The organism is Clostridium drakei (genome assembly GCF_000633595.2).
GTDB classification, from domain to species: domain Bacteria; phylum Bacillota; class Clostridia; order Clostridiales; family Clostridiaceae; genus Clostridium_AM; species Clostridium_AM drakei.
Genome location: NZ_JIBU02000001.1, coordinates 24,075 through 41,877 on the forward strand (window position 1 = coordinate 24,075; position 17,803 = coordinate 41,877).

16 protein-coding genes are annotated in these 17,803 nt (G+C 30.5%); 14 read left to right on the top strand and 2 right to left on the bottom strand.

The annotated features are described in order from the left end of the window. Positions 1–106 precede the first annotated feature (106 nt). The 3 genes from EG57_RS0200100 to EG57_RS0200110 are packed head-to-tail and all read left to right on the top strand — an operon-like array spanning position 107 to position 2,663. Positions 107–661 carry a 4Fe-4S dicluster domain-containing protein gene (locus EG57_RS0200100; RefSeq protein WP_032075301.1) on the top strand — a complete coding sequence of 185 codons (555 nt, stop codon included), beginning with the start codon at positions 107–109 and terminating at the stop codon, positions 659–661. 34 nt (positions 662–695) lie between these two features. Then, positions 696–2,078 (top strand): [FeFe] hydrogenase, group A, encoded by a 1,383-nt coding sequence (locus EG57_RS0200105; protein WP_032075302.1) that lies wholly within the window; start codon positions 696–698, stop codon positions 2,076–2,078. 6 nt (positions 2,079–2,084) lie between these two features. Further along, positions 2,085–2,663, top strand: coding sequence for a 4Fe-4S dicluster domain-containing protein (locus EG57_RS0200110; protein ID WP_032075303.1), 579 nt, complete (start codon positions 2,085–2,087; stop codon positions 2,661–2,663). 105 nt (positions 2,664–2,768) lie between these two features. Here EG57_RS0200110 and EG57_RS0200115 read toward each other — a convergent pair whose 3' ends face one another. Beyond that, positions 2,769–4,190: a sigma-54 interaction domain-containing protein gene (locus EG57_RS0200115; protein WP_032075304.1), complete on the bottom strand. Its 1,422-nt coding sequence runs from the start codon at positions 4,188–4,190 to the stop codon at positions 2,769–2,771. A 520-nt stretch (positions 4,191–4,710) separates the two neighbouring features. Between EG57_RS0200115 and EG57_RS0200120 the strand changes: the two genes are divergently transcribed. After that, on the top strand, positions 4,711–5,148 hold the full coding sequence (locus EG57_RS0200120; protein ID WP_032075305.1) for an ACT domain-containing protein: 438 nt from the start codon (positions 4,711–4,713) through the stop codon (positions 5,146–5,148). Positions 5,149–5,226: 78 nt separating this feature from the next. Here the strand turns inward: EG57_RS0200120 and EG57_RS0200125 are convergent, their stop codons facing one another. Further along, the gene (locus EG57_RS0200125) at positions 5,227–6,630 is read right to left on the bottom strand and encodes a M17 family metallopeptidase (RefSeq protein ID WP_032075306.1); all 1,404 of its coding nucleotides are present in this window, start codon (positions 6,628–6,630) and stop codon (positions 5,227–5,229) included. A gap of 149 nt (positions 6,631–6,779) precedes the next feature. On the opposite strand from EG57_RS0200125, the gene EG57_RS0200130 reads away from it, so the two are divergent. The 10 genes from EG57_RS0200130 to EG57_RS0200175 all read left to right on the top strand — a co-directional run bounded on the left by EG57_RS0200130 (position 6,780) and on the right by EG57_RS0200175 (position 17,722). Further along, on the top strand, positions 6,780–7,277 hold the full coding sequence (locus EG57_RS0200130) for a GNAT family N-acetyltransferase (RefSeq protein ID WP_032075307.1): 498 nt from the start codon (positions 6,780–6,782) through the stop codon (positions 7,275–7,277). An 80-nt stretch (positions 7,278–7,357) separates the two neighbouring features. Then, a complete protein-coding gene (locus EG57_RS0200135) occupies positions 7,358–8,086 on the top strand; it encodes a hypothetical protein (protein WP_032075308.1) in 729 nt (242 codons plus the stop codon). Between the two features lie 192 nt (positions 8,087–8,278). Further along, positions 8,279–8,539 carry a DUF4321 domain-containing protein gene (locus tag EG57_RS0200140; protein ID WP_029163338.1) on the top strand — a complete coding sequence of 87 codons (261 nt, stop codon included), beginning with the start codon at positions 8,279–8,281 and terminating at the stop codon, positions 8,537–8,539. A gap of 12 nt (positions 8,540–8,551) precedes the next feature. Continuing rightward, positions 8,552–9,127 (top strand): Maf-like protein, encoded by a 576-nt coding sequence (locus EG57_RS0200145; RefSeq protein ID WP_032075309.1) that lies wholly within the window; start codon positions 8,552–8,554, stop codon positions 9,125–9,127. 14 nt (positions 9,128–9,141) lie between these two features. Further along, a complete protein-coding gene (radC, locus tag EG57_RS0200150) occupies positions 9,142–9,828 on the top strand; it encodes a RadC family protein (protein ID WP_032075310.1) in 687 nt (228 codons plus the stop codon). 21 nt (positions 9,829–9,849) lie between these two features. After that, on the top strand, positions 9,850–10,860 hold the full coding sequence (locus EG57_RS0200155; protein WP_032075311.1) for a rod shape-determining protein: 1,011 nt from the start codon (positions 9,850–9,852) through the stop codon (positions 10,858–10,860). A 12-nt stretch (positions 10,861–10,872) separates the two neighbouring features. Continuing rightward, positions 10,873–11,730 carry a rod shape-determining protein MreC gene (mreC, locus tag EG57_RS0200160; protein WP_032075312.1) on the top strand — a complete coding sequence of 286 codons (858 nt, stop codon included), beginning with the start codon at positions 10,873–10,875 and terminating at the stop codon, positions 11,728–11,730. Positions 11,731–11,741: 11 nt separating this feature from the next. Beyond that, positions 11,742–12,233 (top strand): rod shape-determining protein MreD, encoded by a 492-nt coding sequence (gene mreD / locus EG57_RS0200165; protein ID WP_032075313.1) that lies wholly within the window; start codon positions 11,742–11,744, stop codon positions 12,231–12,233. A gap of 15 nt (positions 12,234–12,248) precedes the next feature. After that, entirely contained in the window at positions 12,249–14,909 is a 2,661-nt protein-coding gene (locus tag EG57_RS0200170) for a penicillin-binding transpeptidase domain-containing protein (protein WP_032075314.1), read from the top strand. Positions 14,910–15,067: 158 nt separating this feature from the next. Beyond that, on the top strand, positions 15,068–17,722 hold the full coding sequence (locus EG57_RS0200175; protein WP_032075315.1) for a penicillin-binding transpeptidase domain-containing protein: 2,655 nt from the start codon (positions 15,068–15,070) through the stop codon (positions 17,720–17,722). The last annotated feature ends 81 nt before the right edge of the window (positions 17,723–17,803 follow it).

Sequence of the window (17,803 nt, forward strand, 5' to 3'; positions counted from 1 at the left end):
GTGTCTTCATAAATAAGACACTTTTGTATGGGAGATATTTTTTATTCGAAAATTATTAAAAATTTTCGATAATATACTTTTGTGTATGAGAAAGGTGGTAAATTAAATGAAAGCAGATCTTAACTCTTTTGTAATAGCAGATCCAAGTAAATGTATTGGGTGTAGATCTTGTGAGGTAGCTTGTGCGGCAAGTCATAGAGATAAGGATGCAGGTTTAACAGTAGGAACAATGGATACTCCAATTGTTCCAAGGCTTTATCTTGTAAAAGAAGAAAAAGTTGTTATGCCAATTCAGTGTAGACACTGTGAGGATGCACCTTGTGCTAATGCCTGTCCAGTACATGCTATAGAGCAGGATGACGGAAGTATAAGAATAAATGAAAGTGCTTGCATAGGTTGTAAAACTTGTATGCTTGTTTGTCCAGTAGGAGCTGTAGATCTTTTGCCAAGATATGATAAAAAGCAATCAGGTGCTGCTTTTGAAGAGAAGGTAAAATTAGTAGCTCATAAATGTGATTTGTGTAAAGAAAATGGTGGTACACCAGCGTGTGTTAAGGCTTGTCCAAAGGAAGCTTTAAAGCTTGCTGTTCCTAGGGATGAAAAGAAAGATCGTAATATAAAAGCAGCTTTAGGATTGTTAGACTTTAATAGTGATATATAATAATAAAAAATCCATTAAAGGAAGGGATGTTATAATGTCAAACGATACTGCCATAATACGTATAGATGAAGAATTATGTACAGGTTGCAGACGCTGTGTTGAAGTTTGTCCTGTAGATGCTATAGAAGGTAAAGATGGGGTGCCACAACATATAGATACAGATAAATGCGTTATGTGCGGACAATGCGTTCAGGTCTGTAAGGGATATTATTCTGTATATGATAAGCCTGCAACACCACTTAGCAAGAAATACTATGACAGAGGTATGTTAGATGATGTAGAAGAACCTATATTTGCAGCTTATAAAGCTTGTCAAGTAAAAAAGATTAAGGATATGCTTGAAAATAAAGAATTATTTAAGGTGGTACAATGTGCACCAGCTGTAAGAGTAGGAATAAGTGAAGATTTTGGTCTGCCTCTTGGAACTTTAAGTCCTAAAAAAATGGCAGCAGCTCTTAGAAAACTTGGTTTTGATAGAGTTTATGATACCAATTTTTCAGCAGATCTTACGATAATGGAAGAGGGAAGTGAACTCATAGAAAGAGTAACTAAAGGGGGGACTCTTCCAATGTTTACATCATGTTGTCCAGCATGGGTAAAATATTTAGAGCAAACTTATCCAGAACTTTTAGATCATCTTTCAACTTGTAAATCTCCGCAACAAATGGCGGGTGTTGTTTTCAAAACTTATGGAGCTAAAATTAATAATGTAAATCCTGCTAAAATGTTAAGTGTATCCGTTATGCCATGTACATGTAAAGATTTTGAATCAGGTAGAGAAGAAATGAAAGACAGCGGATATAGAGATGTAGACTTGGTTATTACTACAAGAGAATTAGCTTATTTAATAAAAGATGCTGGAATAAACTTTAAAGAGTTAGAAGAAGAAGATTTTGATGATCCTCTAGGAATGTATTCAGGTGCAGGAACTATATTTGGTGCTACAGGAGGAGTTATGGAAGCTGCTCTTAGAACAGGATATGAACTTATGACTAAAAAGCAAATTCCAAGTGTAGATCTTAGTGCTGTTAGAGGTGGAGAGGGCTTTAGAACTGCTGAAGTTCAAGTTGGAGATTTAAAACTAAAAGTTGGGATAGTTTCAGGATTGAAGAATGCAGCACCAGTGCTTGAATCCATAAAGAAAGGTGAATGTGATCTTCACTTTATAGAATTCATGACATGTCCAATTGGATGTGTTAGTGGCGGTGGTCAACCAAAATTACTTTTAGATGAGCATAAAGAAGAAGCCTATACTAATAGAAAACAAGGACTATATGATCATGATTCTAATTTAAAATTAAGAAAATCGCATGAAAATCCAAGTATTAAGAAAATTTATAGTGAATTCTTAGAAAAGCCTTTAGGACACAAGTCACATGAATTACTGCATACTCAATACAAATCAAGAAAGGAGTAAAGAAATATGCCTAATTGCTTTGTAGTAGCAGATCCAGTTAAATGTATAGGATGCAGGACTTGTGAAATAGCTTGCGTTGTAGCTCATTCAAAAAAAGATATATTTAATTCGGAAGTATCGGAAATTGAATTTTTTCCTCGTTTAAGCGTAGTGAAAAATGCAAAAGTAAGTGCTCCAATTCAATGTAGACAATGTGAGGATGCTCTTTGTGCTAAAGCTTGTCCTGTTGATGCTATTAGTACTAAAAATGGATATGTACAGGTAGAAGAAGAAAAGTGTATAGGATGTAAAACTTGTACAGTTGCTTGTCCTATTGGAGCCATAGATATGATTCCAGAATTTAAGGATGGCAAAAGAGTTTTCCAGGCAAAAATTAAAGTTAATGATGAAAATTCTAGCAAAGATGGGAAAGAAAGAATTATTGCACGTAAGTGTGATGTTTGTTCAGGAAGAGAAGGAGGACCAGCTTGTGCAGAGGTGTGTCCAACAAAAGCTTTAAAAATAGTAGATCATGAAGAAATGGAAAGAATGATTAAAGAAAAACGCAAAAATAATGCAAATGAAATATTAGATAACATTAATTAATATTTAAACCTGCTGCCTTTATAAATTAGAAAGCAGCAGGTTTTTTTATATTTTTTCGTATATAAAATTATGTTGTGAGAAATTCAAATTAATTGACTATAAGTTTTAAAGTACTTTGATATTTATATCATACTTGTTTATTTTTCTGTAAATGGTAGCTTTGCCTATTTGTAAAAGTTCAGCAGCTTTTATAGCATTTCCATCACAAAATTTAAGAGCATCTATTATGCATCTTTCTTCTACTTTTTCTAAAGGAAGAATTTCTCTAGGAGCAACATGCACAGTTTCATCATCTTCAGATATTATGTGTGTATGGGTTACTACACTTTTTATTTTTCCAAGAAGCTTTGAAGTCATTAGTGAATCCTCACAAAGATAATAAGATCTTTCCAGAATATTTCTAAGTTCACGTACGTTTCCTGAAAAATTATGAGTTTTTAATTTTTCAACATAAGATGGATCTAGATATTTTGGTTCACAAGGATTTTTCATGTTTAACTTAGTTAAGTAATACTGAGCTAAAAGTTCTATATCTTCTTTTCTATCCCTTAGAGGAAGTAAATGCAAATTCATTACATTCAATCTATAATAAAGATCACCTCTAAAGTTTTTATTTTGAATTTCTTCAGTTAAAACTCTATTGGTAGCAGCAATAACTCTTACATCTATAATTTTCTCATAAGTGCCACCAACTCTTACTATTTTAAGATTATCAAGTACCCTTAAAAGCTTTGATTGTACATCAAAAGGTAATTCGCCAATTTCATCTAAAAAAATAGTACCACCATCAGCTAATTCAAATTTACCAGGTGAACCACCTTTATTTGCTCCAGTAAAAGCACCCTTTTCATAGCCAAAAAGTTCGCTTTCTACAAGTTCTCTTGGTATAGCAGCACAATTTACTGCTATAAAAGGAGCATTGTGTCTTGAACTATAATTATGAATAGACTGAGCGTATACTTCTTTACCAGTACCACTTTCTCCTTCCAATAGAACATTACAATCAGTTTTAGCAGCTTTTTTTGCAGATTCTATTAAAAGCTTTACCTGTGGATTTCTTGTAATAATATCATCAAAGGTAAAGGAAGCTTTATAGCCTGCGAAATTATTAACTAATTTATGTATATTTTTAGTATCTCTTAAAGATAACACTAATCCTATATTTTTACCTCTTAATCTTACAGGTATTATATTTATGATAGATCTTATTCTGTTTCCATTAATGTTAAAGCTGCAATCTTCATTAAAATAACTTTCTCCTGTGAGTATTGAATTGTTTACAACATCATCTTTTAATATATCATTTAAGAAAGTTTCGTATAATAGTTCTTCTTTTATACCTAATATCTTAACTGTTGTAATATTTACTTTTTTTATTAAGAGATTTTCGTCAGTAACAATTAATCCTTCATTTGCAGAATCAAAAATTGCTTGCAATATAAAAGAAGATATATCATATTCTAGTATACTGTCCATATCAATTCTACACATATCATTTGAATTATCCCAATAATCAAAATTCTCCATATTTTACCCCCTACGTAGAAACAAATATAAAAATATAAAAAACAATATTACAATATTTAGTATATCATACATTTTGAGAAAATAAAATAAAACTTATTTCAAAATGATAAAAAAACTATTTTTTATCATTTTGAAACTAAAGCCATATTTATAATAGAAAATGAGTAGTAATCGGAAAATTTTGCACTTGCGTTAATAGTATAAAAGATGATAATATAATATACGAATACAGTTTTGAAAAAAATTTTAATAGCCCTAAACCTAAATAACCCTATTAATAGAGAAAAAAGTACTTTAGTGCAGGAATATCTTGCACTAAAGTACTTTTTAAATAGATAGTATATATCAAAATGATAAAAAATATATATATTATCATTTTGATATTGGAAGATTGTATGTTTTTTATTAATATTATATTCTGTAGGTTGAAATTGTTTGATCTTTATGATAACATTATAACAATGTGTTATGCTATAGACATACAAATGTGTGTTAAAAGCAAACAGAAATGAGGGGTTTTATGAATAATAAGCATTTGATAATTGACACAAAAATTCTTCCAGAGGTATTTGTAAAAGTTGTTAAGCTTAAAGAATTGTTGAGAACTGGTAAAGTAAAGGATATTTCTGAAGGAGTAAAGCAAGTTGGTATAAGTAGAAGTACTTACTATAAATATAAAGATTGTGTATTTACGTTATCAGAAGGAATAACTGGTCATAAAGTTACCATAGGTTTAGTTCTTGCTCATGAAGCAGGTACTTTATCAAAAATACTAGATGGGATAGCTTTAAGACGAGGAAATATACTTACTATTAATCAAGATATTCCTATAAATAATGCAGCAAGCGTTAGTATAACTTTTGATGCATCAAAATTAGAAACTGAAATTAATGATTTGATTGAAGAACTTAAAACAGTTAAGGGCGTTATAAAGGTAGATTTAATAGCAGTAGAATAAGAAGAAATTTTGAGAGGACAATTGTCCTCTGTCCTCTGAAAAAGTTCTGTCACAATTTGCTTATAAATCAAGGCTGTTCTATTTATCACTCTTCATAATGTATTCTATAAGTGTTCTCGTTGGCATGGCATTAGCGCCTTTGTCATAAGGGGATGAAGATTTAGAACTATAAGCACAGCCAGCTATGTCAATGTGAGCAAAATTTATATCTTCGCAGAAACTTTGTAAAAACATACCACCTAATATAGCGCCACATTTTGTGGAAGTATTTTTAATGTCAGCTGCGTCTGATTTCAATTCATTCATATATTCATTATTATTAGGAAGTCTCCAAAAATTTTCTCCAACATTTTTTCCACATTCTATAATATTATTTGCAAGTTGGTTAGAATTACTTAAAAGGCCTATATTAATGTTCCCAAGAAAATTAGCACAAGAGCCTGTAAGTGTAGCTATATCTATTATTGTTGTAGATCCAAGTTCCTTAGCATAGGATATTGCATCGCACAAAATAAGTCTTCCTTCAGCATCTGTATTTACTACCTCAACAGTTTTTCCACTGTATGTAATTATTACATCACCAGGTTTGTATGCACTTCCTGAAGGCATATTTTCTACTACTGGAATTAAGGCAATTATGTTCTTTTTAGGTTTTAGTTTAGATATACATTTCATTACACATAAAACTGATGAAGCACCTGCCATGTCTGATATCATATTTTCCATTCCTTTTGAAGGTTTTAGCGAAATGCCACCAGTATCAAAAGTGACTCCTTTACCAATTAATGATAAAATTTGCTTGTCTCTAGGATTACCAAAATATTGCATGATTATAAGATATGGATTATGGATGCTTCCTTTTCCAACACTACATATACAATTCATACCTAATTGTTTTAACATATATTTGTCTAGTATTTGGATATCTAAATTTTCACTTCTAGCAATATCTTCAGCTTGCTTGACAATATATTTTGGAGTTACATAATTACTTGGCATGTTAACTAGTTGACGTGAATAATTGATGCTGCGTCCTATGATTAGACCTTTGTTTATAGAGTCTTTATATTTTGAAATTATATTTATGTTTTGAAGTTGTATTTGCTCTTCTATTTTTTTTATTCCGTTGTATTTATATAAAGCGATTTGAAGACTTTCACCTATAGTATAGTTAAAATCATTGGGAAAGGTAGGTAATATATCTAGTTCTGATAATGAATTTTTTAGTTTTAATATGGCACTACCTAAAGTTTTGAAAAGTTTTACTGAATTGAATTCTTCTGTAGTGCCTATGCCAAGTATAAAAATATTTTTATAACTGCATTTTCCTAAAGTATTAATGCACTCCAATTCCCTATTTTCTCCAGTATTTCCACTAAATTTTAATATAGATTTAATATTTTCAGGATATTCCATTTGAAAATTTTTAAATTTAAAAATCAGTAAATTAGAATAAGTCTCATTGTCTGATATACTTATCATAAAAAACATTCCCCCCCAGAAAAATCTATAATAATGATACCATATTTTAAAGTAAAAGTTTACAGCTTTTTTATAATAAAAGGAATTTAAAACTTAATGTAGAATTTCTAAAGTAAACAGAGTTTTAAAGGTATAAAAGAGGTGAGTTTATGCTAGATATCCATATACAGTTTGATGATATAGAAATGTCCAATATAAATGAAGAAGATTTGCCGCAAGTTCAAAAGTGGATGGAGTTTGAAAAAAGTTTTTTTGAGGAAGAAACTGATTTAAATGATTTGAGAGAAAGATTTTTAGAGAGCTATATTAGTGAATGTGAATTCTTTTTGAAGATAAATCAAAACTTAAAATTAATAGGTATTTTAAAAGGAAGATTAGAATTTAAAAATCCTAGTGAAGCATGGATATGGTATTTTTATATTAATGATAGCTATAAGAATACGGAACTTAATAGTTTAACTGCAAAAAAGATTATAAAATATTTTTCTGATGAATATAGGATCAATACATTCTTTATTAGGATGATGAAAGAAGATAAGAAAAGTATAGATTTTTGGAAAAAATTAGGATTTGTCAGTATAAGGTTGGTAAAAAATTTTTATAGTATTCATGGTGAATATAAGGATATGATAATCATGAAAAGATAAAAATATAATTTATTTTAGGAATAAATTTTCCCATGCCTAAATATTAATATTGTAGAAACATTTAATTTAGGGGTGAGAAAATGAAATACACACGATATGATTTAAAAAATAAAAATAATGGCAAGACTTTTATTTTGCTTATATTATTGGTACTTGTTTTAGCTTTTCTATTTGGAACTATAATATTTAAACTTTTTTCAGGAAACTATAATGGTGGAAAGAGCTTGAAAAGTGAAACAAGCACTGGGAAAAACTCTGTTAATAAAAGTAATGTGCAGAATGTAACAGACCAAAATAGCATTCAGGCAGCTAAGTTTATAGTCATACAAGGAGGAATATATCAAAATAAAGAAAATTCAGAAGCAGAAAAAAATTTATTGAATGCTTATGGAACTCCATTTACTGTGACTGAAGATAATAAAACTAGGGTACTGCTCGGTATATATGTTGAGGATCAAGGTGAGAAAATTATAAAATCTCTTAATGATGCAAAAGTAGATAATTCTAAAATGCTATTTGCAATAAATAAAGATAATATATGTGATGCTGAAATAGCTGAAATTATAGGTGCTAATATACAAATACTAAATAAGCTTTCAGAAAAAGATGTTAAAGCTATACAGACATCAGAACTTAAAAAGTGGTGTTCATCCCTTAATAATAAAAATGATCAAGGCAAAAATATAGCAGTATTAAAACAACTTAAAAATGATGTGGATAAAATGCCAAAGGAAATTTCTAAAGATAAAGCATCAGAAAATTATATTTATTTATATCAAATTTTAAAAAAAGTAGGCAGTAGTAAATAATTGAAATAATTTATAAAGGATTTGAATAATGGATTTCATTGTTTGAATCTTTTTTTTAGATAAAATTATAAAATTAATTATATTTTAATTTGTTATATTAAAATTTTTTTTAAACAATACTATATAGACTTGTTTATGCTTTTATTAAATGATAAACTATATTAGATATATAATTAAGGCAGGGGATTTATTTTGAGAGGGGCTGAAAAAGGTATAGGTTTTTTATGGTTTATAATATTTCTTGGAGCAATATGCGGAAGCCTTATAGGAGACATACTAGGAAATAATTTAAGCTTTTTAAGTTTTTTGAAAAATTCCTATGCAATAGGAACATCTACACCAATTTCATTAAATCTTAAAGTCATGATTGTAACTTTAGGACTAAACTTTAATATTAATGTTATGACTATAATTGGTATTATTATGGCTATAATATTATATAAAAGACATTAAAGAAGGGATATGATGGAGATTATTTTAGCATCAGCTTCCGCTAGAAGACAGGAACTGATAAAAAGATTAACAAATGATTTTAATGTAATAATAAGTGATTTTGACGAGAATACTATTAAATTTAAAGATGATTGTGGTCTTTATGTAATGGATATAGCTGAAGGAAAAGCGTTGGATGTTAGAGATAAAGTGAAAAATCAAGCTATAATCATAGGTTGCGATACCATTGTGTCTTTTAATGGAAAAGTACTTGGAAAACCTAGGGATGATGAAGATGCTTTTAATACACTTAAAATGCTAAGTGGTAATGTGCATGAGGTGTATTCAGGATTAGCTGTATTAGATAGTACGTCAGGAAACATAAAGAGAGATTTTGTCTGTACAAAAGTGAAATTTTCACCATTGACAGATGAACAAATAAAAAAATACATAGAAACAGGAGAACATAAAGACAAAGCTGGTTCTTATGGCATTCAAGGGTATGGAGGAATTTTTGTTGAAGAAATTCACGGTTGCTATTATAATGTTGTAGGACTTCCTTTGAATAAGTTGTCAAAAATGTTAAGAGGGATGGGGGTAAATCTATAGAAGGAGTATAATTAATGGAACAAACATTGAAAATTATGGATTTACCTGAAAACGAAAGGCCTAGAGAAAGATTATTAAGGTATGGTACACAAAGCTTATCAAATGCTGAACTTTTAGCTATAATATTAGGCTCTGGAACTAAAAGAGAAAATGTATTGAGTTTAAGCAACAGAATTATAAAAGAAACTGGAGGCTTAAATGGTCTTTTAAAGTCAACGGTAGAAGATTTTATGAGTCTTAGTGGTATTGGAGAAGCAAAAGCAGCACAACTTATGGCTTTATTGGAGCTTTCTAAAAGATTTAAATCTTACAGAGATGGTAATGATTACAAGATATCTAAACCTAAGGATGCAGCATTACTTATTATGAATGAGATGAAAAATTTTAAGCAGGAGCATCTAAAAGTTATAATGTTAAACACAAAGAATGTTGTAATGTTTATTAAGGATGTTTCCGTTGGAAGCTTGAATTCATCTATAGTTCATCCAAGGGAAGTGTTTTGTGATGCTATAAGAAAAAACAGTGCTTTTATAATTGTGTGTCATAATCATCCGTCAGGAGACCCACAACCTAGCAATGAAGATATAAATGTAACAAATAGATTAAAGGAATGTGGTAAACTTTTGGGTATAGAATTACTAGACCACTTAATTATAGGTAATGGAAGGTATATTAGCTTAAAAGAAAAAGGAATATTGTAAATATTGAAAGGAGAAAATGATATGGGTTTTTTTGGAATATCTAGAGATATGGGAATTGATTTAGGAACAGCTAATACTTTGATATATGTTAAAGGAAAAGGTGTAGTACTTAGTGAACCTTCAGTTGTAGCAATAAATAGTGATGTTAAGAAAGTTCTTGCTGTTGGAGAAGAAGCGAAGCAGATGATAGGAAGAACTCCAGGAAATATAGTAGCAATAAGACCATTAAAAGATGGAGTAATAGCTGATTTTGATGTTACTCAAACTATGCTTAGAAAATTCATAGAAAAAGTAAGCCCTAAGTCTGCTTTTACAAGCCCTAGAATCGTTATATGTTTTCCTTCAGGAGTTACTGAAGTTGAAAAAAGAGCAATAGATGAAGCTACAAAGCAGGCAGGTGCTAGAGAAGTTCTACTTATGGAAGAGCCAATGGCTGCTGCTATAGGAGCAGGACTTCCAGTAAATGAACCAACTGGAAGTATGATAGTAGATATTGGAGGAGGTACTACTGAGGTTGCAGTAATATCACTTGGAGGTATTGTTACAAGTAAATCCTTAAGAGTAGCTGGAGATGAATTAGATCAGGCTATTATAAGCTATATTAAGAAGGAGTATAGCCTTATGATAGGAGAAAGAACAGCTGAAAATGTTAAAATAACTTTAGGTTCAGCTTTTGATATTGGAGAAGAGGAAACAATGGAGATAAGAGGAAGAGATTTAATATCAGGACTTCCTAAAGTTGTAAATATTACCGAAAGCGAAGTAAGAGATGCGTTAAGTGAGCCAGTATCTCAAATAATAGATTCTATCAAAACTACATTAGAAAAAACACCACCAGAACTTGCTTCTGACATTATGGACAAAGGAATTATGCTTGCAGGTGGTGGTGCAATGCTTAAAGGATTAGACCAACTTATAAATAAAGAAACTCATATGCCTGTTCATATAGCAGAATCTCCTCTTGATTGTGTTGCACTTGGTGCTGGAAAAGCATTAGATACTATTGATAAAATAATAGCTAGTAGAAAATAGTATATATAAGTTATGAAGATTTTTAGAAATAAACTGGCAGTAGCGATTGTGGTACTGTCAGTTACATTTTTAGTTTTAATTTCACAAAGTATCAAGAGGGATAAAATGTTTTTTTTGGGTAATGGCATAGGTTTTACTTTTAATTCAGTTCAAGGTGGTATATATAACTTTAATAATAAAATAAAACAATCAGTAAGTTTTATTTTTAGTTTTTCTAGTGTAAAAAAAGAAAATGAAGATTTAAAAAAGAAAAATAACGAATTAGAAAGCAAACTTATAGAATATAATTCAATTAAAAGTCAAAATACAGAATTAAAAAATATGCTTAATTTTAAAGAACAAAATTCAGATTATAATTATATAGGCTGTGACATAATAGGAAAAAGTGGAAATGGGATGTTGGATCAGTTTTATATAAATAAGGGAAGTAAGGATGGTATAGAAAAGCAGCGTATAGCTATAGCAGACGGAGGACTTTTAGTAGGTCAAGTAACTTCTGTAGGAAGCAATTGGGCTATAATTCAAACATTGGGCAATGAAAATATTGCAGTAAGTGGTATTGTAGAGAGTACTAATGAGAATGGTATAGTTAGAGGGTATAAAGATACTAATAATAGATTGCTTGCAAAATTATATTACCTTCCTCAAACTTCTAATATAAAAGTTGGAGATGCAATTGTAACATCTGGAGCTACAACTGATGATATAGGAAACTATCCTAAGGGTATTAGAATAGGCTCTGTAACAGAAATAGAAGATGATAAAGGTAAGGTAATGAAAAATGCTGTAATTAAACCTTATGTTGATTTTAATAAACTTGAGAAAGTTCTTATAGTTGTGCCTAAAAACAAAATAGATGTTAAGCAATAAGGTGATATAAAATGAGAAAAATATTAGTTCTATTTCTTTTATCAATTTTATTTTTTATGTTGGATAATGTAATTATGCCATTTTTAGCCATTAAAACCATATATCCTAGCTTACTTTTAGTATTCTGTATATGTTATTCTATTGTAAATGGGAAATGGGAAGGTTTGTGGCTTGGAGTCTTTTGTGGTATACTTCAGGATTCATATTTTATAAATGGATTTGGAGTAAATGCATTTGCTAATATGATTATATGTTTAATAGCAGGATTCATAGGTGAAAACATATTTAAGGAAAAGAGTATGATCCCTATAGGATCATGTTTTTTACTAACTCTTTTGAAAGGGTTAATTTTAGTTTCAATATTATACTTAAATAAAATATATACAGATATAAGCAGTATATTCTTTATAAGTCTTTATGCTATGGTTATAAGCATTATAATGTACAAGAAAATTTACAGACTATGTGGAAAGCAATATATGCAGCGAAGATGGAAATTTTAGAGGAATGGTGATTTGATGGAAGATAAGAAAGAAAGAAAATTTACTCGTTATACTGCTTTAATAGTAATAATGGTAATTATATTTACTGCTATTGCTTCAAGATTATTTTTTCTTCAAATCCTTGATGGTGAATTATATAGTGAAAAAGCAAATAATAAGTCTATAAGAGAGATACCAGAAGCTGCACCAAGGGGAAAAATTTTAGATAAAAATGGTTCCATATTAGCTTCAAGTAATTTAATTTATATGCTAGTTTATAATCAAACGGACGAAAGTGATAAGCATTTTTTTGATACTATGAGTAAGGTATTTAAACTTCTTGATGAAAACGGAGAAACTCAAAAAGATGATTTTGAGCTTAAAGTAAATCCATATAGTTTTCAATTTAGAGGTGATAATGACAAAACTAAGAGAATACTTGAAATAAAGTTTAAAACGGATAGAGGATTTGCAGATGAAATAAAAAATAAGCTATATAAAGGTAAAAAAACTGATCTTACAAGTGCAGAAAAAGCAAAAGTTGAAGAAGAACTTCTTAAAATAACACCAGAAGAAACCTTTAAGAAGCTTGTAAAGCAATATAAAATTGATGATAAAAAATACTCTGTAGATGAGCAGAGAAGATTTATGATAATAAAAGATACATTAAAAATGAATAGTTTTTCAGGATATAAGCCAGCAGTAGTTGCAACTAATATAAAAAAGGAAACGGCATTTAAATTTTATCAAATGTTAAATGAGTTCCCTGGTATAGATGTAACTACACAGCCTATGAGAACTTATGAAAATGGAGAGTTAGCATCTTCTATTTTAGGATATATATCTAAAATAGATTCAAATGATGATAAATATGCAGAAAAGGGATATGATGCTAGTACAGATTATACAGGTAAAGCTGGAATTGAAGGTACTTTTGAGGATAGACTTAAGGGATCTAAAGGTGGAAAAATTGTAAAACTTAATAAACAAGGAAGAATACTTGAAGAACTTGGAAAAAGAGATCCTTATCCAGGTCAAACAATTCAACTTACTATAGATAAAGATGTTCAGGCTGCCACAGAAAAGGCATTAGATGATAGGATGAACTATTTAAGAGCAAATCCTTCTGAACAGCAGGGGTCTTATACGGCTAATGCTACTAGAGGAGCAGCTGTAGCTATAGATGTAAATACTGGTGCTGTAGTAGCACTAGCAAGCAGACCGGGTTTTGATCCAAATGCTTTTGCAGCACCCGGAGGTTTATCTTCTGATTTGTATAATACTTATTATCCTGATATAGCAGAAGCTGGAAAACGGTATATTAAAAACATGGGTATTTCAGGTGGCAGTGAAGAAGATACATTAAATAAATTATTTCCTGTAGATAAAAGTGTAAAAGGTAAAACAGTAAGGCAAGATGCTAAAGATATATTACCAAAACCATTATTTAATTATGCTACTCAATCAAGATCTATGCCAGGTTCTACTTTCAAAATGATGACAGCAATTGCAGGGCTTGAAAGCGGTGTAATAACTCCAGATTTTGGTATGAACGATGAAGCCAAGTTTGATAAAGGCGGAAATCATTGGGTACATTTTGACTCAGATGGTCCAAATGGATGGGTAGATTTGACAAAAGCTATAGAAAAATCCAGTAACCCATATTTTATGACTGTAGGTAAAATGCTTAGGAATAAATATGATGATGATATTTTAGCTAAATATGCATGGAGATTTGGATTAGGAGCTGACCCTACTTCAGATTCTAAAAAATCTACAGGACTAGAAATACCTGAGGCGTTTGGGCAAGTATTTAACAGCTGGTCTTTGAAAAATACTTATTCTCAAACGTATTTATGGACAACTATGGAAACTTTAAAAGCTGGATCAGATGATAGGGGAAATAAGTTTACTTCCATAGATATATATGATAGAGATGGAGATTCAAGTAAGGTTAAGAGCATAAAAAGTGATATAAAGAAGCAGATACAAAGCTCTATAAAAGATGGAGATAAAGCTTTTAACAAGGATACTTATAAAGGTTTGATTAACAATTTAATACAGGAAGATCCTCAGTATAATGGTAAAAGTATAAGTGACAAGGAAATGAAATCTATAATAAATGCCATTTATTATATAGCAGTTTCAGATGCTAACAGCCAGATTAGAGCAGGATTTAGTATGTATGATGCTTCTATAGGTCAAGGTATAGATGCATTCACTCCGGTTCAATTGGCAAATTATATTGCAACTATTGCCAACGGTGGAACAAGATATAATGTACATCTTGTAGACAAATTTTTGGATGCTAATGGAAAACTAATTGAGCAGGTTAAGCCTGAAGTTGCAGAAAAAACAGGAGTCAAACAGGAAACTTTAGATGCAGTTAAAGCTGGAATGAATGCAGTTAATGAAAAAGGTACTGCAGCGCAAGCGTTTCAAGGTTTCACTATACCAACAGCAGGAAAAACAGGTACAGCGACTATAGCTAATGATCAAGAAAGCTTTGGAAGAACAGATACAGCAGTATATGTTGGATTTGCACCTTCAGATAAGCCTCAAATAGCTGTATGTGTTATGCTGTATGATGGTGGTCATGGTAGTGGAGCAGCTTATGTTGCAAGAAGTATGTATGAAGCATATTTTAAAGTAGGTAGTAGTAATACTCCAAAAAGTGACACGTCTACACAAAATTAAAATGATATTAGATGAATGAAAGATATATGCAATCAAAAAAATGATTGTATATGTCTTTTTTATTTTGTATTAAAAGTACTCAGATACCTTATATTGAAGTATTATGAATATTATGGTATTAATTATATATAATGAAATTTTAGGGGAATGGTGATTTAATGGAAGGTAGAAAAGAAAGAAAGTTTACTCGTTATACTGCTTTAATATTAATAATGGTAATTATATTTACTGCTATTGCTGGAAAATTATTTTTTCTTCAAGTTCTAGATGGTGAATTTTATAGTGAGATGGCAAGTAATAAGTCCATAAGAGAGATATCAGAAGCTGCACCAAGGGGAAATATTTTAGATAAAAATGGTTCGGTATTGGCTAAAAGTGTTCAAACTTATAAGTTAGTTTATAATCAAACAGATGAAAGTGACAAACATTTTTTTGATACTATGAGTAAGGTATTTGATATTCTTGATAAAAGTGGAGAAACTCAAAAAGATGATTTCGAACTTAAGATAAATCCATATAGCTTTCAGTTTAGAGGGGATGATGATGGGACTAAAAGGATACTTGAAATAAAGTTTAAAACAGATAGAGGCTTTGCAGACGAAATAAAAAATAAACTATATAAAAATAAGAAAAATAAACTTACAGAGTCGGAAAAAGCAAAAGTTGATGAAGAACTTCTTAAAATAACACCAGAAGAAACTTTTAAAAAGCTTGTAAAGAAATATAAAATTGATGATAAAAAATACTCTATAGATCAGCAGAGAAGATTTATGATAATAAAAGATACATTAAAAATGAATAGTTTTTCTGTATACAAACCAGCAGTAGTTGCAACTAATATAAAGCAGGAAACTGCATTTAAATTTTATCAAATGTTAAATGAGTTGCCTGGTATAGACGTAATTAGAGAACCTATGAGAAGTTATCCAAATGGAGAATTAGCATCTGCTGTTTTAGGATATATATCTAAAATAGGTTCAAATGATGATAAATATATAGAAAAAGGATATGATGTTAGTACAGATTACATAGGTCAATCTGGAATTGAAGGTGCTTTTGAGGATAGACTTAAGGGATCTAAGGGTGGTGAAATTGCAAAACTTAACAAGCAAGGGAGAAAAATTGAAGAACTTGGGAAAAGGGATCCTTATCCAGGGCAAACTATACAACTTACAATAGATAAAGATGTACAAAAAGCTACAGAAGATGCCTTGGATCAAAGAATGAAAGAACTTAGAGATAACCCTTCACAGGGCAGCTCTTATACAGCTAATGCTACAAGAGGAGCAGCTGTAGCTATAGATGTAAATACTGGTGCTGTAATAGCACTAGTCAGCAGACCAGGTTTTGATCCTAATGCTTTTGCAGCACCAGGAGGTCTATCTTCTGATTTATATAATACTTACTATCCAGATATTGCAGAGGCTGGAAAGCAATACATTGAAAAAATGGGTATTGCAGGAGAAAATGAAGATGACACATTAAATAAATTGTTTCCTGTAGATACAAGTGTAAAAGGTAAAACCATAAGAAAGGACCTTAAAGATACATTACCAAAGCCATTATTTAATTATGCAACTCAATCGAGAGCTATGCCAGGATCTACTTTTAAAATGATGACAGCAATTGCAGGGCTTGAAACTGGAGTAATAACTCCAGATTTTGGTGTAGATGATGAAATGTACTTTGATAAAGGTGGCGGAATGGCTGGAAGAGTATATTTTAGAGATGATGGTGTAAATGGATGGGTAGATTTAGCAAGAGCTATAGAAAAATCAAGTAACCCATATTTTATGACTGTAGGTAAAAAGCTTAGAGATAAGTATGATGATGATATTTTAGCTAAATATGCATGGAAATTTGGATTAGGAGCTGATCCTACTTCATCTAGTGCTAATTATTCTACAGGATTAGAGATACCAGAAGCTTTTGGACAAGTATATAACCTTTGGTCTTTAAAAAATAATTATGCTCAAACATATTTGTGGAAAACTGAAGAAGTATTAAAATCTGGATCAGATGACAGAGGAAATAAGTGTACTTCTATAGACATATATGATAGAGATGGAGATTCAAGTAAGGTTAAAAAAATAAAAAGTGATATAAAGACTCAGATACAGAACTCAATAAAGGATGGAGATAAAGCTTTTAGTAAGGATACTTATACAAGTTTAATTAACAGTTTAATACAGGAAGATTCTCAGTATAAAGATAAGAGTATAAGTGACAAAGAAATAAAATCTATGATAAGCGTTATTTATAATGTAACAGTTTCGGATGCTAATAGCCAGATTAGAGCAGGATTTAGTATGTATGATGCATCTATAGGTCAAGGTATAGATGAATTTACTCCAGTTCAATTGGCAAATTATATTGCAACTATTGCTAATGGTGGAACAAGGTACAGTGTACATATTGTAGATAAGTTTTTAGATGCTGATGGAAAGCTAATTGAACAGGTTAAGCCTGAAATTGCAGAAAAGACAGGGGTCAAACAAGAAACTTTGGATGCAGTTAAAGCTGGAATGAATGCAGTTAATGAAAAAGGTACTGCCAAAGAAGCATTTAATGGTTTCACTATACAAACAGCAGGAAAAACAGGTACAGCCACTATATCCAATGATGCACAAAGTTTTGGAAGAACAGATACAGCAGTTTATGTTGGATTTGCACCTTCAGATAACCCTAAAATAGCTGTATGTGTTATGATATATGATGGCGGTCATGGTAGTGGAGCAGCTTATGTTGCAAGAAGTATGTATGAAGCATTTTTCAAAATAAGCAATAATAGTAACAGTAACAATGGTAATTAGTAGTTAAATGAGTATATTTATTCAAAATCAAATAGTGTTAGTTGTTATAAAAAGACATATACAAGGAAAAAATGCTTGTAT

Bases quoted from the DNA above. Each gene is read 5' to 3' on its own strand.
- EG57_RS0200135 (WP_032075308.1), top strand. From the start codon at position 7,358: ATGAAATACACACGATATGATTTAAAAAATAAAAATAATGGCAAGACT.
- EG57_RS0200125 (WP_032075306.1), bottom strand. From the start codon at position 6,630: ATGATAAGTATATCAGACAATGAGACTTATTCTAATTTACTGATTTTT.
- EG57_RS0200110 (WP_032075303.1), top strand. From the start codon at position 2,085: ATGCCTAATTGCTTTGTAGTAGCAGATCCAGTTAAATGTATAGGATGC.
- mreD (WP_032075313.1), top strand. From the start codon at position 11,742: ATGAGAAAAATATTAGTTCTATTTCTTTTATCAATTTTATTTTTTATG.
- radC (WP_032075310.1), top strand. From the start codon at position 9,142: ATGGAACAAACATTGAAAATTATGGATTTACCTGAAAACGAAAGGCCT.
- EG57_RS0200130 (WP_032075307.1), top strand. From the start codon at position 6,780: ATGCTAGATATCCATATACAGTTTGATGATATAGAAATGTCCAATATA.
- EG57_RS0200115 (WP_032075304.1), bottom strand. From the start codon at position 4,190: ATGGAGAATTTTGATTATTGGGATAATTCAAATGATATGTGTAGAATT.
- EG57_RS0200100 (WP_032075301.1), top strand. From the start codon at position 107: ATGAAAGCAGATCTTAACTCTTTTGTAATAGCAGATCCAAGTAAATGT.
- EG57_RS0200145 (WP_032075309.1), top strand. From the start codon at position 8,552: ATGGAGATTATTTTAGCATCAGCTTCCGCTAGAAGACAGGAACTGATA.
- EG57_RS0200170 (WP_032075314.1), top strand. From the start codon at position 12,249: ATGGAAGATAAGAAAGAAAGAAAATTTACTCGTTATACTGCTTTAATA.
- EG57_RS0200155 (WP_032075311.1), top strand. From the start codon at position 9,850: ATGGGTTTTTTTGGAATATCTAGAGATATGGGAATTGATTTAGGAACA.
- EG57_RS0200120 (WP_032075305.1), top strand. From the start codon at position 4,711: ATGAATAATAAGCATTTGATAATTGACACAAAAATTCTTCCAGAGGTA.
- EG57_RS0200175 (WP_032075315.1), top strand. From the start codon at position 15,068: ATGGAAGGTAGAAAAGAAAGAAAGTTTACTCGTTATACTGCTTTAATA.
- mreC (WP_032075312.1), top strand. From the start codon at position 10,873: ATGAAGATTTTTAGAAATAAACTGGCAGTAGCGATTGTGGTACTGTCA.
- EG57_RS0200105 (WP_032075302.1), top strand. From the start codon at position 696: ATGTCAAACGATACTGCCATAATACGTATAGATGAAGAATTATGTACA.